Raw genomic sequence first — 13,103 nt, 5'->3', positions numbered from 1 at the left:
TCGCTCAGTCGTCGTCCTGCGACTCGGCGATCTGGTGCAGCGCGGCGGCGTTGGTGATGCGCAAGCCGCCGCGCTTGATGGCGATCATCTGCCGGTTGCGCCAGTCGTTGAGCGTCTTGTTGACGGACTCGCGGGTTGCGCCGAGGAATTCGCCGAGCTCGGATTGTGAAATCGGAATCCAACCCGTGGAGTCGGCCATGACGCTGCTCAGGAACACCAGCCGCTTCGCCAGCCGTGCCTCGATGCCGAAAAAGGCCTGGTCGCCCAACTCGCCGCTGACCCAGCGCAGCCGCGTGCACAGCAATTCGATCATCGCTCGTGCGAGAGACGGGTTTTTCTCAATGCGGTCAAAGAGTTGTGTCCGGCTCAGCGAAACCAGCTCGCATGCCGTGAGACAGCTGGCGGTGGCCGTGCGCGGGCGTCCGTCCAGTGCCCCGATCTCGCCGACAAGACTGCGCGACAGCTCGATATTGGCCACCAGCTTCTGCCCACCCGGCGAATAGATCGAAATCTCGACCGTGCCGCTCATCACACCATAGATGCGGTCGGACGCATCCTCCTGGACGAACAGGTGCTGGCCGGCGGCGTAGCGCTCGAGCTTACAGCCGCTGAACAACAGATCGAACTGGCGCGGATCAATGCGCGCCAGGCGCGGCAGGTTGCTGTCGTCCGCGCCGTTTGTAGCCATGATACGATTCCGTCTCTCGTTAGACGGAAATTGTAGGATAAGTGCGTGCTCGATCAAAGCGTCGTCTCCTTCTACGGTGGCTCTCCGCATTCGGCGGGTGGCTGACAGACATTCGAATGTCATGCCCGACACGTCGAACCGGATAAGCCGGCAAACTGCAAGGAGACCGGGCGCACTGGCGGTTACGGACCGATCCTTCGAGAACGCCGTCCGCGCGCTTGGGTGGGAGGTACCCAGCGCGCAGACAGCAAATCTGAAAATGGCTAGGTGATCAAAATTCCTTCCTGCGAAACCGCATCCAGTTCGGAAGCTGCCTTCGGACCTTGTAAGTCAGTCGGTCCTTGGTGCCTCCGTTGCCATATCTGCGCGCAAACCCTGGCTGACGTATGTGAAGGTGGTCACAGATGCGCGCACCGGGCCGATTGCGAAAAATCGAAAACCGCTCTATGGAGCGAGCGGCTGAATGAGGGCGGCCAGTCAACACATTGCACAAGGTCGCCCCATGCCCGATGCCTTCTCTCGCGTCATCGCCTTCCTTGCCGTGGTCATGGCCCTGCTGTTTGCCGGGCTGCACTTCCACCAAGGCCATATCGTCGCCACGCTCTATTTCATGACCGGTGCCGTCCTGGTGACGGCCGTGACGCGCATGAATGTGAGGAGAGGGTTGATCTAGGCGCCCGCGGCATTCGTGATCGGCCGCAAGTTGGACGGCCGGCGTGCCACTATGACGGCAGTTCTCAAGGGTTACCTGGAAGCTAAATCATCTAACCATTTCGGGAGGTTAGATGGTGGGCGATGCAGGGATTGAACCTGCGACCCCACCCGTGTGAAGGGTGTGCTCTCCCGCTGAGCTAATCGCCCGCCTGTGGCCCGAAGGCCGAAGCGAGCCGCGATATAAGGGAGGCGGGTGCGCGAAGTCAAGGCGATGTGCCGAGGTTATTCCGCGGTTTGATTTCCCTGATTTTCTGTCGGCGCGATTTGGCGCCGGCTCAGCGAGCCGCGGCGATCAGGCGCTCGGCCAGCTCCGGCGTCAGCGTGTCGAAATGCGAGATCACCAGCGTCGGCTCGAATTCGCGCACATGGCGGTCGGTGTAGCCGAAATCGACCGCCACTACCGGAATGCCGGCCGCCTTGGCGGTGTCGATGTCGGTTTGCGAATCGCCGACCATCAGGGCGTTGTTCGGATCGCCGCCTGCCAGCCGGATCGTCTCGGTGAGGTGGCGCGGGTCGGGCTTGCGGAAGGCAAACGTGTCCTGGCCGCAGATCGCGCCGAAATAGTCCGACATGCCAAGCGCGCCGATCAGCGCCACGGAATTGGCTTCATATTTGTTGGTGCAGACCGCCATCAGGTAGCCGGCGGCCTGAAAATGGTCGAGCGCCGCGATCACGCCGGGGTAGGGGCGTGACTTGCCGGGAATGTTGAGCGTGTAGTGGTCGAGGAAGAGCTTCAGCAGCCGGTCGTGCTCTTCGGCCACCAGCGCCTTGTTCTGCGCGGCATGCGCGCGTTCGATCATGACGCGGCCGCCATGGCCGACGAAGCGCCTGAAACCGGCTTCATCGACAGCGGCCAGATCGCTTGCCGCCAGGCTGTGATTGAGGCTGTCGAGCAGGTCCGGCGCCGTGTCGACCAACGTACCGTCGAGGTCGAAGACAATGATCGGGCGGGTCATGGGCGGTCCTGCGAAATTCTCGTTGCTGCAGCCGATACAGGCTGGCCTGAGTTCAAGCAAGGAGCCTCGATCGGTCCACAGAGCCTTTGATGAGGGAGCCTTTGACGGGACAGGCAAAAGTGCTAGGAGGCGCGCGAAACCGGCGAAATCGAGGCTCCGCATGGATGCAAGGCAGTTGAAGGTCGAGGCCGCGCGGGCAGCGCTCGCCCATGTCGACAGCGGCATGCGGCTTGGCATCGGCACCGGCACCACCGCGGAAGAGTTCGTGCGGCTGCTGGCCGAGAAGGTCGCCACCGGCCTGAAGGTCATCGGCGTGCCGACCTCGGAACGCACCGCCGCGCTTTGCCGCGAGCTCGGCGTGCCGCTGTCGACGCTCGACGAGACGCCCGAACTCGACCTCACCATCGACGGCGCCGACGAGGTCGATCCCGACCTGACGCTGATCAAGGGCGGCGGCGGCGCGCTGCTGCGCGAAAAGATCGTCGCCGCGGCTTCCCAGCGCATGATCGTCATCGCCGACAAGTCCAAGATGGTCGAAACTCTCGGCCGCTTCCCGCTGCCGATCGAGGTCAACAAATTCGGCCTGCGCGCCACCGAGATCGCGATTGGCGCGGCCGCTGCCGGCCTCGGCCTTTCCGGCCCGGTGACATTGAGGATGACGGGGGACCAGCCATTTGTTACAGACGGCGGCCACTTTATCCTCGATGCATCTTTTGGCCGCATTCCGGATACAAGAGCGCTTTCGAATGCTCTCTTCGCCATTCCAGGCGTCGTCGAGCACGGTCTTTTCATCGGGCTGGCGTCAACGGCCATCATCGCCGGCGGCGACGGTATCCAAACCGTCCATGCCGCCCGAAAACCAGGGAGTTCTATCGACCATGATGTTGCATAAACGAGTTCGCCGCCTTTCGATGCTTCTGGCGGCCTCGGCCGTCCTTGCTCTGTCCGCGCCGGTGTTCGCGCAGGATGTCAGCGAATCGCACCTGAAGGCCGCGCGCGCGGCCGTCGCCGCGATCCATGCCACGGACTCGTTCGACAACATCCTGCCGCAGGCGGCCGCCGCGCTGGAGTCGCAGCTCATCCAAAAGAACCCCGACATGCAGGAGCTTATCGGCAAGACCGTGACCGAGAAGGCTCTCGGCTTGGCCTCGCGGCGCGCCGACCTCGAAAAGGAGGCGGCGCTTGCCTATGCCAAGGTGTTCTCCGAGAAAGACCTCAACGATATCGCCACCTTCTACAGTTCCGATGCCGGCAAGAAGCTGCTGGACAGCGGCCCCGCCGTGACGCGCGACCTCGTGAAGGCCGCCGACATCTGGCAGAACGGCGTTGCCCGCGATCTCGCCCAGCAGGTCGGCGAGACGCTTGCCGCCGCCGCCAAGGCCGCGGCGCCGGCAGCGCCTGCTCCGGACGCCACCGCGCCCGCCGACAATTCGGCTCCGGCCGACGGATCGGCGCCGGCCGACAATTCCGCGAACTGATCGGCCTCGGATCGGTCGATCGCCGCTGGACCACAAAGCCCGGGTTTGCCCGGGCTTTTCTTTTGCAGTTTTGCAGCCTACCTGTGACCCGTCTTTCTCATCCCCAGGAGCCCATCGCGATGGCCGGTTATGACTATGATCTGTTCGTCATCGGCGGCGGCTCCGGTGGGGTGAGGGCGGCCCGGGTGGCGGCGGCTCTCGGCAAGCGCGTCGCCATCGCCGAGGAATACCGATATGGCGGCACCTGCGTCATCCGCGGCTGCGTGCCGAAGAAGCTCTACGTCTACGCCTCGCAATTTCCGGAACATTTTGCCGATGCGGCCGGCTATGGCTGGACGGTGCCCGAGGCAAGCTTCGACTGGCCGACGCTGGTCGCCAACAAGGACAAGGAGATCGCGCGGCTCGAGGCGATCTACAAGCGGAACGTCGAGGGCGCGGGCGGCGAGACCTTTCACTCGCGCGCCGTGCTGGTCGACCAGCATTCCGTCTACCTGGTTGCCGAAGACCGCACCGTCAGCGCCGACCAGATCCTGATCGCCACCGGCGGCAGGCCGGCGCCGCATCCGGCGCTGTCGGGCCACGAATACTGCATCTTCTCCAACGAGGCCTTCGATCTCAAGGAACTGCCAAAGGCGATCATGATCGAGGGCGGCGGCTACATCGCCGTCGAGTTCGCCAACATTTTCCATGGCTTGGGCGTGGAAACCACGCTTGTGTACCGTGGCCAGGAGATCCTCAGCCGCTTCGACATGGATCTGCGCCGCTCGCTGCACGAGACCATGGAGAAGAAGGGGATCAAGATCGTCTGTCCCGCGGTGTCGGAATGGGTGCGCAAGACGCCTGAGGGCAGGCTGGATGTGCTGCTGTCTTCCGGCCAGACCCTGACGGTCGACCAGGTGATGCTGGCGATCGGGCGTATTCCCAACACGGAGAATATGGGCCTCGAAGGCGTTGGCGTCGAACTCAGCAAGACGGGCGCGATCGTCGTCGACAAATATTCGCGCACCAACATCGACAACATCTGGGCGATCGGCGACGTCACCCATCGCGTGCAACTGACGCCGGTCGCGATCCACGAGGCGATGTGCTTCATCGAGACCGCCTTCAAGGGCAATCCGACCTCGCCGGACCACGACACCATTCCGACTGCTGTGTTCTCCCAGCCGGAGATCGGCACGGTCGGCCTTTCGGAAGACGACGCGATCAAGCGCTTCCCCGACGTCGAGATCTATCGCGCGTCCTTCCGTCCGATGCGGCACACGCTGTCGGGGCGTGACGAGAAGATGCTGATGAAGCTGGTGGTCGACGGCTCGACAAGGAAGGTGATCGGCGCCCATATCCTCGGGCCGGATGCCGGCGAGATGGCGCAGCTTCTCGGCATCCCGCTGAAGGCGGGGCTTACCAAGGACGATTTCGACCGCACCATGGCCGTGCATCCGACCGCGGCCGAGGAACTGGTGACGATGTATAAGCCGAGCTACCGCGTGAAGAACGGCGAACGCGTCTGATCGCAGCGTGGCAGCCGCCAGCGATGCCAGCGGCTGCCAGCATCGCTTTAAAGCAGCGTGCCGCGCAGGATCACCAGCGCCACCGAGAAGTAGATCACCAGCCCGGTGACGTCGACCAGCGTGGCGACGAAGGGTGCAGAGGCGCTCGCCGGGTCGAAGCCGATACGCTTCAGCGCGAAGGGCAGCATCGATCCCGACAGCGAGCCGAAGGTGACGATGCCGATCAGCGCCGCGCCCACCGTCGCCGCGATCAGCATCCAGTGCGGACCGTAGTCGTAGAAGCCGAAATACTGCCACAGCGCGATGCGGCAGATGCCGACGACGCCGAGGATCGAGCCGAGGACGACGCCGGTCGGCAACTCGCGCAGCGCCACCCGCCACCAGTCGCGCAGGCCGATCTCGCGCAGTGCCAGCGCGCGGATGACGAGCGAGGTCGCCTGCGAGCCGGAATTGCCGCCGGAGCTCATGATCAGAGGGATGAACAGCGTCAGCACGATCGCCTTCTCCAGCTCGCCCTCATAGCTCTGCATGGCGTTGGCCGTCAGCATCTCGCTGAGGAACAGCGCGCACAGCCAGCCGGCGCGCTTCTGGATCATGGCGAGGAAGCCCATCTTCATATAGGGCTCGTCCAACGCCTCCATGCCGCCGAAACGATGCACGTCCTCGGTCGTCTCCTCGATCATCGTGTCGATGATGTCGTCGACGGTGACGATGCCCAGGATCCTGCCGTGGTCCACCACCGGCAAGGCGAGCAGGTCGTATTTGGAGATGGTTTGCGCCAGGTTCTCGCGATCGGTGAGCGGCGTCACCGTCACCGGCATACGATCAGGCGCCACCGACAGGATCGAATCCTCCGGGTTACCCGTGATCAACCGGCGCAACCCGGTCGAACGCAGCAGGAGCTGCGTCTGCGGATCGACGATGTAGATGGCGTAGATGGTTTCGCGGGTGCGCTCTACCTTGCGGATGTAGTCGAGCGTGCGGCCGACGGTCCAATCCGAAGGCACGCTGACGAATTCCGTCGTCATGATCGATGCGGCGCTGCCTTCCGGATAACCGAGGATGGACAGCAACGTCGCGCGCAACGGCGGGGCAAGCGCGCCGAGCAGCTCCGAGCGGGCCGGTTCATCCAGCTCGCGCAGAATGTCGGCCGCGCGGTCGACCGACATGGCGGTCAAAAGCTTGCTCACCTTGGCGCGTGGCAGGGCTTCCGCGAGTTCCGGAGCGCTTTCGAGTTCCGGCTGGTCGAAAATCTCGACCAGCCGCTCGAATGGAACCGCGCAGAGCAGCTCGATGGCCGTCTCGCGGGGTTCGCGATTGAGGGCTTCGACGACGTCGGCGACGTGATCGTTGGCAAGAACACGGGCGACGGCGACGGCTTCGTCGTCCAGTACGGGTGCGAATTCGTTCATGGGCTCACTCCTTGCCGTCCGGCAGGACGCGAGCCAATCAGGTCACGTCAAGGCGGACGGCGGTTGCGTTCGACTGTGACTGTCGCCAGGCATGGCGGGTTGACCTTTCTGCTCGCGGGGTTCGAGTTGGAAATCAGCGAGCGCGCGCAACATAGGAGCGGTTTTTGCCGAGTCAATCGCGAAGGGCGCTGAAAATGGATGCGAGAGGCCGGATCGCGAGACTGTGATCGAGGACAACTCAAGCCGGGCCACGGCCGCCGGCCAAAGGCTTGGTATGACTGCTATTTCTGCTTCAGCCGGCGGAAGCGCAGCCATTTGTCCTCGGTCGGCCGCGGCGGCTGGGCGAGGATGGTGGTGAGCTCGCGCGGCAGGCTGGGAGCGAGCGGCTTCTTGGTGGCGACGCCGTCGGCGATCGCAACCACGCTATGGTAGAATTCCTCGCCGGCAAGCGAGCGCGGCGGCACCGCCTCGTGCATGACGCTGATGACGGTGACGTTCGGACAATTGTCCTTGATCGCCTGGTGGAAGGCGATCTTGCCTTCGGGATCGAGCGCGCCGGTCGCCTCGTCGAGGAAGAGAAGTCCAGGCTGCTGCAGGATGATGCGCGCGACCACCAGCTTCTGCTTCTGGCCACCCGAAAGCACCTGGTCCCAGATCTTGCCTTCGCGGCTCTCGTCGGCAAGGTGTTCGATGAAGTCGCCGAGACCGGCCTTGTGCAAAGCCGCCGCCACCTGTGTGTCGCCATGGTCGTTCTCTGAACCCGGCAGGCAGACGAGTTGCTTCAGCGAAACCTGCTGCAGCTTGACCTCCTGGGCAGCGTAGAAATTCATCACGCCTTCCGGGAAGACGATGGTGCCGCGGCCATAAGGCCACAGGCCATTGATCGCCTTGATGAGAGAAGTCTTGCCGCAGCCGGACTCGCCCTTGAGGAAGGTCCATTCGCCACGGCGGAAACGGAGATTCGCAGCGCTGAGGAAAGGTGTGGCGTCCTCGCCCTGATGGGCGAGTTCCAGTTTCTGGATGGTGAGACCGAACACCGGATTCTGGGTTGCGTAGCTGAAGTCGGAGCGGCCGGTCTGCTGGTAGAATTCCTGCGGCTGCTGCACGCTCTCGATGGCATTGGCCAGCTCGGTCACGCGCTGAGCATTGGCCCGCAAGGTGGCGATGTCCGGCATCACACGAATGAGCCAGGAACACTGGCCAATCAATTGATTGAGCATCTCGGCGCCCGTCACATAGCCCTTCAGGTCAAGCTTGTTGTGAATGAAGGAGACCAGACCCGGCGCATAGGCGATGATGCGAAAACCCATGAAATTGTGGATCGCCTCGAAGGAAGCGTAACAGACCGTGACGATATTGAATCGCGCCCAGGTCCGATCGATGTCGCTGTAGAGCCGGTTGTGCATGGTCTTCTGCACATCTTCTCCGCGCGAAGCCGCGACATGGAAACTGCGGCGCAGAAAGGTGGTCAATTCACCGCGATAGCTACCCTCGGCCTGCTGCAGCCGCACGTTCAATCTCTCCAGCGCCTTTCCGAGCTTTACGGCGATCCAGGTGTTGATTGGCACGTAGGTGGCGATAGCCAAGAGCGAAAGAACGGCTGTGCCGTAGCCACCCAGGAACTCCAATCCGGTAACCTCTACCGAACTTTGGATAAGGTTCTCGCCGATAAAATAAAGCGACGTGGCGACGCCGAGCACACCCATTGCAAGGCCGATCGCGCCGCCGGTCATGGCCTTCATCGATTCCTGGATACGCTGGTCGATATTGTCTGGCGCTGCGGTACCGGTGCTCGGCGACCCGTGCTGCGCGTGGAAGTGCGTGTGGTTGCCATCGAGCAGCGCTTCGTTGAACTGGCTGTTCAACCAACCGCGCCATTTGCGATGCAAGGTCGCCGACACCAGACTTCTCGCACCTGCGATGCCGGCATCCTTGAGTACGAAGAGCACCATCACCAGACCTGCATTGGTCAGCAGCGTTTTGAGCGGCGCGGTGTTGGCGGCGTCATGGTAGAAATTGACCGAATTGGTCAACTCACCCAGCATCAGGGCCAGCCAAACGCCGGTCTTGCTGAGCAGTGTTGTCAGGGCCGCGATGACGAGAGTGAGTGTCCAGGCTTCCTTCCACCGGTCGGAGAACCAGTAGGCTCGCATCAGCCCCCAGAATGTACGCATCGACGATACCGGCGTCAGGGACGAGGTCTTTGCCTCGCTGGATGTTTGCTCCGGTACTGTACGTCGCGGTCTACCGACCCCAGTCACGATCCCGCCCAAACCTTTCTAGTTTTGTTACACAGGGTAACACCAATTGATCATTTTCCATTAATTTTCTGCCGGGGAATGTGAACAGGGTTACCCGCCGTGGCGCGAAGGCAACAGAAAGCCAATGCCGGAAGATCATTCATCGCGCTGATTTCGGCTTTTATCCCAGTGCGTTAAGGGCAATTGAGCCAGCGGACGGAAAGCTTCCCTTAGGGAAGCAAAAAACACGGGTTTGTGATCGAAAAACAGGTGCCGATCCGCCGAAATGGCTACTGTGCGGTGACCGGAATGCCCGAAAATTTACCGTCGGTGAGCTCTTCGGGCTTGCCCGATTCGTCTTTCCCCGAGGCGCTGAAATGACCGGAGATAGTCTTTGCGGCTGTGTCGTACTTCTCGATCACGATCTCACCGGTGACAAACCGTACATGGCCGACCATGGCGCCGGAATCGAGGATGTTGAAGTTGGCGCTGCTGGCGGGGGAGCCCGTCTTGAGCGGATAGCCGCCGGCAAGGTCGTTCGGATCCTTCAGCTCGAGCATCGAATTGAAGGTCATGGTCGGCGACCCCTGTTCTGTTCCCGACAGGTTCAGCATCGGCTTGCCGCCCATCTGCATCGTCTGGGCCAAGGTGAAGGACGCCGTCCAGGGCTTGCCTTCGAAGGTCGCCGACATGACGGCTTCCTCGGCGGACACGCGCTGTAATGTCAGCGGAAGCCCAAGGGCGAGAGGCAAGCACAACAGCAACAATGCGCGACGCCTGACCGCCATTCGGTGCCCCTTCAAAATCAGCTGAACCCTTGGCGGTTCTAGCTCAGGGCGGCGTACAAGGCGATTCACCAGAACGTGTTCGGCGGCAGGACAGGATTTGACAACGGCGCCCTCCCGGGTCGAACCTGTCCGCGACGGTTTATGTCGAAGGGGGATGACATGCCTGCACGGAGAGTTGCTGCCGCGCTGCTCGGCATTTTCACCTGTCTGTCGGTGGCGCATGCCGGCAGCCAGAGCATTCCGGCCAGCGCCGAAGGCCAGGTCGAGTTTAACACGCCATCCGGCAATATCGGTTGCATCTACACGCCGAAGGGCGGAACCGGCACCTACCAGCCGCAGGATGGCGGCCCGGAGCTTTCCTGTTCACGCGTCGAGCCGAGCTACGTCACGGTGATTTTGGGACCCAAAGGGCCGGCGACACTGATCAAGAATCCCGGCGAGCAGGGTTGTTGCAGCGATGTGACCAAGCTCGGCTACGGCAACAGCTGGAGCCAGGGGCCGTTTTCCTGCCAGTCGTCGACGAAGGGACTGAACTGCACGGGCAGCAATGGCCACGGATTCTTCCTGAGCAAGGCCAAGGTATCCGCGAAGTAGGGGCGTAATTCCAAGCGGAACCGCGCACAAGGAACGCTCAACCCGCGGCAGTTTCCAACTCGCCGCGAGCCTTGAGCTGGGCGACCTGGCGGATCGCGTCGGCAAGCGTGCCGGTATCCTGCGCGCCCATGACGGCATATTTGCCTTCGAGCAGGAAGCAGGGCACGCCAGTGATGCCCATGCGCGAAGCGGTGGCGATCTCGTTGCGGACGGCCTCGACGTCGGCGTCGGTCGGCAGCAGCGTCTCGACCACTGATGCATCCATGCCGGCCTCTCCGGCTGCCTTCACCAGCACGGCATGGTCGCCGATGTTGACGCCTTCCTCGAAATTCAGCTGGAAGAGGCGGCGCACCAGCCGGTTCTGCACATCCTCGCCGGCGGCGCCCGCCCAGCGGATGACGCGATGAGCGTCCAGCGTGTTGGCCGCGACCTTGACGGCGCCGAACGCGAAGTGGATGCCCTCGGCTTCGCCCAGCGGTTCTATGCGCGCGTGGATCTGTTGAATGCGTTCCTCGCTGCCGAACTTGCCGAGCATGTATTGGCGGCGATCCATGCCTCCAGGCGGGATGGTCGGATCGAGCTGGAACGGCCGCCAGCGGACATGCACGTCGACGTCCGCCGTGGCAATAGCCTTATCCAGGCGCTTCTGGCCGATGAAGCACCAGGGGCAGACGACATCGGACACCACGTCGACGGTGATGGAGTTCTCGGCGCTCATGCTCGTCTCCTGTTTGGTCTCGATTGGGCTGGGCTTGCATCAGTTGGGCTTTCGCCACCAGGTCGGCAGCTGATAGCCGAATATGGGGGTCTTTTGCGGATGTTCCAGATAGCTCCAGTAAGCAAGCCATTGCTGGGTGTTGTATTGCATCGGCACGATATAGTTGCCTGAGATCAAGAGCCGGTCGAGCACGCGCACCGCCGCGACGTAGTCTTCCTTGGTACGAGCATTCAGCATGGCATCGATCGCGGCGTCGATCGCGGGATCGGCGACGCCGGCGAGGTTGAACGACCCTTCGGTCTTCGCCGCGACCGATCCCCAGCGGCCGAGCTGCTCGCTGCCGGGCGACAGGGAGTTGCTGAAGCCACTGGTGCCGATCAGCACCTCGAAGTCGTAACGCTGCTTGCGCGACTGGATCTGGTCGCCGTCGAGGGTGCGGATGCTGACGTCGATGCCGATCTTTTCCAGCGTGCGCTGGTAGATGGCCGCCAGCCGCTCTTCGTCCTGCGATGAGGTCAGGATCTCGAAGCTGAAAGGGTTTCCCTGCGGGTCGACCATCCTGCCGTCCTGCACGCGGAAGCCGGCGCCTTTCAGCAATTCGAAGGCCGCCTTGAGCACCTTGCGGTCCTGGCCTGAACCGTCCGTCACGGGCGGGCGCCAGGTGCCGTCCATGACATCGGCAGGCACCCGGCCGGGGTAGGGCGCAAGCAGCGCCTTTTCGCGATCGTCGGCCGGGTGGCCGAGCGCGGACAGCTCGGAGTTCTGCCAATAGCTCATGGTGCGGTTGAACTTGCCGCCGAAGAGGTTCTTGTTCGCCCATTCGAAGTCGTAAAGCATGCCCAGCGCGCGCCGCACGATCGGATTGGCGAATTTCGGCAGCCGGGTGTTGAACAGGAAGCCGGTCACCACCGGGGGAATGCCGGTGTTGAAATATTCCTCCTTCACATCGCCCCTTCGGAAGGCCGGAAAGTCGATGTCGCGCTCGCGCTTGACCGGATCCGCCTCGTCATCGAGGGCACAGATGCCTTTCTTGAACGCCTCCGTTTTGGCATTGGCGTTGAGAAAATACTCGATGGTGACCTGGTCGAAATTGTCGAAGCCGCGCTTGGACGGGATGTCCTTGCCCCAGTAATCCGGATTGCGCTTGAAGACGATGCGCTGCCCCGGCAGCACCTTGTCCACGGTGTAGGGTCCGCTGCCGATCAGCGGCTTCAGCGTGGTCTTGTCGAACGTCTCCTTGTCGAAGGCGTGCTTGGGGACGATGGGCGTCAGCGCCACGATCAGCGGGAATTCGCGATTGGCCTTGTCGTTGAAGGTGAATTTCACGCTGTGCTCGCCGGTCTTCTCCAGCTTGGCGATCATGCTCATGCGGTCGCTGTAGGGCGGGCGGCCCTTGTCCTTGAAAACGTCATAGGTGAACAGCACGTCCTCCGGCGTCACCGGCTGGCCGTCCGACCATTTTGCTTTCGGGTTGAGATGGAACTCGATCGACTTGCGGTCCGGATCCATGTCGGCGCTGTCGGCAAGCAGGCCGTAGAGGCTGAAAGGCTCGTCATAGTTGCGCTGCATCAGCGGCTCGAAGACGAGATTGCCGTACACCGTATCGATCATGCCGCGCGCGGTAGTGCGCAGGCTTTTCAGGATGAAGGGGTTGAGGTTGTCGAAGGAGCCGACGACGCAATAGGTGACGCTTCCGCCTTTCGGCGCGTCCGGGTTGACGTAGTCGAAATGCTGGTAGTCGGGCGGCAGCGCCGGCTCGCCCTGCATGGCTATGCCGTGCTTCGGCTCCGACTGCGCCGGAAGGAGCGAAAGAGCCAGAAACGAGGTCGCGGCGATCAATTGGACGAGAACGCGGCCCATGACCGTCTCCTTGCCGGGCGGCTTTGTGATTCGCCATGCACCGTAGAGCATTTCGCCATCCGATTGAATCGGCGCGCCAACTGGAGGCGGGTTCAGCCGCTCCACCGCCGATCGATGCCCGCTCCTGGGGACAAGGAACCACGAAGA

General features: G+C 62.6%; 12 protein-coding genes and 1 tRNA gene. 5 read left to right on the top strand and 8 right to left on the bottom strand.

Annotation, left to right across the window (positions count from 1 at the left end):
* Positions 1-4 precede the first annotated feature (4 nt).
* A complete protein-coding gene (locus EN862_RS22670) occupies positions 5-688 on the bottom strand; it encodes a Crp/Fnr family transcriptional regulator (protein WP_127868075.1) in 684 nt (227 codons plus the stop codon).
* 502 nt (positions 689-1,190) lie between these two features.
* Here EN862_RS22670 and EN862_RS36300 point away from each other — a divergent pair.
* On the top strand, positions 1,191-1,361 hold the full coding sequence (locus tag EN862_RS36300) for a hypothetical protein (protein WP_189401309.1): 171 nt from the start codon (positions 1,191-1,193) through the stop codon (positions 1,359-1,361).
* Positions 1,362-1,474: 113 nt separating this feature from the next.
* Here the strand turns inward: EN862_RS36300 and EN862_RS22665 are convergent.
* Both EN862_RS22665 and EN862_RS22660 read right to left on the bottom strand, forming a co-directional pair.
* Positions 1,475-1,549 (bottom strand) — tRNA-Val (locus tag EN862_RS22665).
* 128 nt (positions 1,550-1,677) lie between these two features.
* On the bottom strand, positions 1,678-2,358 hold the full coding sequence (locus tag EN862_RS22660; protein ID WP_127868074.1) for a phosphoglycolate phosphatase: 681 nt from the start codon (positions 2,356-2,358) through the stop codon (positions 1,678-1,680).
* Positions 2,359-2,518: 160 nt separating this feature from the next.
* Between EN862_RS22660 and rpiA the strand changes: the two genes are divergently transcribed.
* The 3 genes from rpiA (at position 2,519) to gor (ending at position 5,344) form a co-directional block, all read left to right on the top strand.
* Positions 2,519-3,250 carry a ribose-5-phosphate isomerase RpiA gene (gene rpiA, locus EN862_RS22655; protein WP_127868073.1) on the top strand — a complete coding sequence of 244 codons (732 nt, stop codon included), beginning with the start codon at positions 2,519-2,521 and terminating at the stop codon, positions 3,248-3,250.
* Complete coding sequence (locus EN862_RS22650) at positions 3,237-3,836, top strand: DUF2059 domain-containing protein (protein WP_127868072.1); 600 nt, start codon at positions 3,237-3,239, stop codon at positions 3,834-3,836. The genes rpiA and EN862_RS22650 overlap by 14 nt, the downstream gene beginning before the upstream one ends.
* Positions 3,837-3,955: 119 nt before the next feature.
* Complete coding sequence (gor, locus tag EN862_RS22645; RefSeq protein WP_127868071.1) at positions 3,956-5,344, top strand: glutathione-disulfide reductase; 1,389 nt, start codon at positions 3,956-3,958, stop codon at positions 5,342-5,344.
* A 47-nt stretch (positions 5,345-5,391) separates the two neighbouring features.
* Here the strand turns inward: gor and mgtE are convergent, their stop codons facing one another.
* The 3 genes from mgtE to EN862_RS22630 form a co-directional block, all read right to left on the bottom strand.
* Positions 5,392-6,756: a magnesium transporter gene (gene mgtE / locus EN862_RS22640; RefSeq protein WP_127868070.1), complete on the bottom strand. Its 1,365-nt coding sequence runs from the start codon at positions 6,754-6,756 to the stop codon at positions 5,392-5,394.
* 281 nt (positions 6,757-7,037) lie between these two features.
* Positions 7,038-8,930: an ABC transporter ATP-binding protein/permease gene (locus EN862_RS22635; protein WP_189401306.1), complete on the bottom strand. Its 1,893-nt coding sequence runs from the start codon at positions 8,928-8,930 to the stop codon at positions 7,038-7,040.
* Positions 8,931-9,286: 356 nt separating this feature from the next.
* On the bottom strand, positions 9,287-9,688 hold the full coding sequence (locus EN862_RS22630) for a DUF6252 family protein (RefSeq protein WP_127868068.1): 402 nt from the start codon (positions 9,686-9,688) through the stop codon (positions 9,287-9,289).
* Positions 9,689-9,943: 255 nt separating this feature from the next.
* Here EN862_RS22630 and EN862_RS22625 point away from each other — a divergent pair, with 255 nt between their 5' ends.
* The gene (locus EN862_RS22625) at positions 9,944-10,378 is read left to right on the top strand and encodes a hypothetical protein (protein WP_127868067.1); all 435 of its coding nucleotides are present in this window, start codon (positions 9,944-9,946) and stop codon (positions 10,376-10,378) included.
* A gap of 37 nt (positions 10,379-10,415) precedes the next feature.
* Here EN862_RS22625 and EN862_RS22620 read toward each other — a convergent pair whose 3' ends face one another.
* Both EN862_RS22620 and EN862_RS22615 read right to left on the bottom strand, forming a co-directional pair.
* Positions 10,416-11,096 carry a DsbA family protein gene (locus tag EN862_RS22620; RefSeq protein WP_127868066.1) on the bottom strand — a complete coding sequence of 227 codons (681 nt, stop codon included), beginning with the start codon at positions 11,094-11,096 and terminating at the stop codon, positions 10,416-10,418.
* A 39-nt stretch (positions 11,097-11,135) separates the two neighbouring features.
* A complete protein-coding gene (locus EN862_RS22615; RefSeq protein ID WP_127868065.1) occupies positions 11,136-12,956 on the bottom strand; it encodes an extracellular solute-binding protein in 1,821 nt (606 codons plus the stop codon).
* Positions 12,957-13,103: the final 147 nt, after the last annotated feature.

The sequence above is a fragment of the Mesorhizobium sp. M2E.F.Ca.ET.219.01.1.1 genome, assembly GCF_004016445.2.
GTDB lineage: Bacteria > Pseudomonadota > Alphaproteobacteria > Rhizobiales > Rhizobiaceae > Mesorhizobium.
The sequence above is the reverse complement of the archived record's forward strand: the minus strand, read 5'-3'. Positions and strand labels throughout refer to the sequence as shown.

What these genes read in the sequence shown, in the direction of transcription:
- EN862_RS22670 (WP_127868075.1), bottom strand. Translation starts at nt 688, where the DNA reads ATGGCTACAAACGGCGCGGACGACAGCAACCTGCCGCGCCTGGCGCGC.
- EN862_RS36300 (WP_189401309.1), top strand. Translation starts at nt 1,191, where the DNA reads ATGCCCGATGCCTTCTCTCGCGTCATCGCCTTCCTTGCCGTGGTCATG.
- EN862_RS22660 (WP_127868074.1), bottom strand. Translation starts at nt 2,358, where the DNA reads ATGACCCGCCCGATCATTGTCTTCGACCTCGACGGTACGTTGGTCGAC.
- rpiA (WP_127868073.1), top strand. Translation starts at nt 2,519, where the DNA reads ATGGATGCAAGGCAGTTGAAGGTCGAGGCCGCGCGGGCAGCGCTCGCC.
- EN862_RS22650 (WP_127868072.1), top strand. Translation starts at nt 3,237, where the DNA reads ATGATGTTGCATAAACGAGTTCGCCGCCTTTCGATGCTTCTGGCGGCC.
- gor (WP_127868071.1), top strand. Translation starts at nt 3,956, where the DNA reads ATGGCCGGTTATGACTATGATCTGTTCGTCATCGGCGGCGGCTCCGGT.
- mgtE (WP_127868070.1), bottom strand. Translation starts at nt 6,756, where the DNA reads ATGAACGAATTCGCACCCGTACTGGACGACGAAGCCGTCGCCGTCGCC.
- EN862_RS22635 (WP_189401306.1), bottom strand. Translation starts at nt 8,930, where the DNA reads ATGCGTACATTCTGGGGGCTGATGCGAGCCTACTGGTTCTCCGACCGG.
- EN862_RS22630 (WP_127868068.1), bottom strand. Translation starts at nt 9,688, where the DNA reads ATGTCGGCGACCTTCGAAGGCAAGCCCTGGACGGCGTCCTTCACCTTG.
- EN862_RS22625 (WP_127868067.1), top strand. Translation starts at nt 9,944, where the DNA reads ATGCCTGCACGGAGAGTTGCTGCCGCGCTGCTCGGCATTTTCACCTGT.
- EN862_RS22620 (WP_127868066.1), bottom strand. Translation starts at nt 11,096, where the DNA reads ATGAGCGCCGAGAACTCCATCACCGTCGACGTGGTGTCCGATGTCGTC.
- EN862_RS22615 (WP_127868065.1), bottom strand. Translation starts at nt 12,956, where the DNA reads ATGGGCCGCGTTCTCGTCCAATTGATCGCCGCGACCTCGTTTCTGGCT.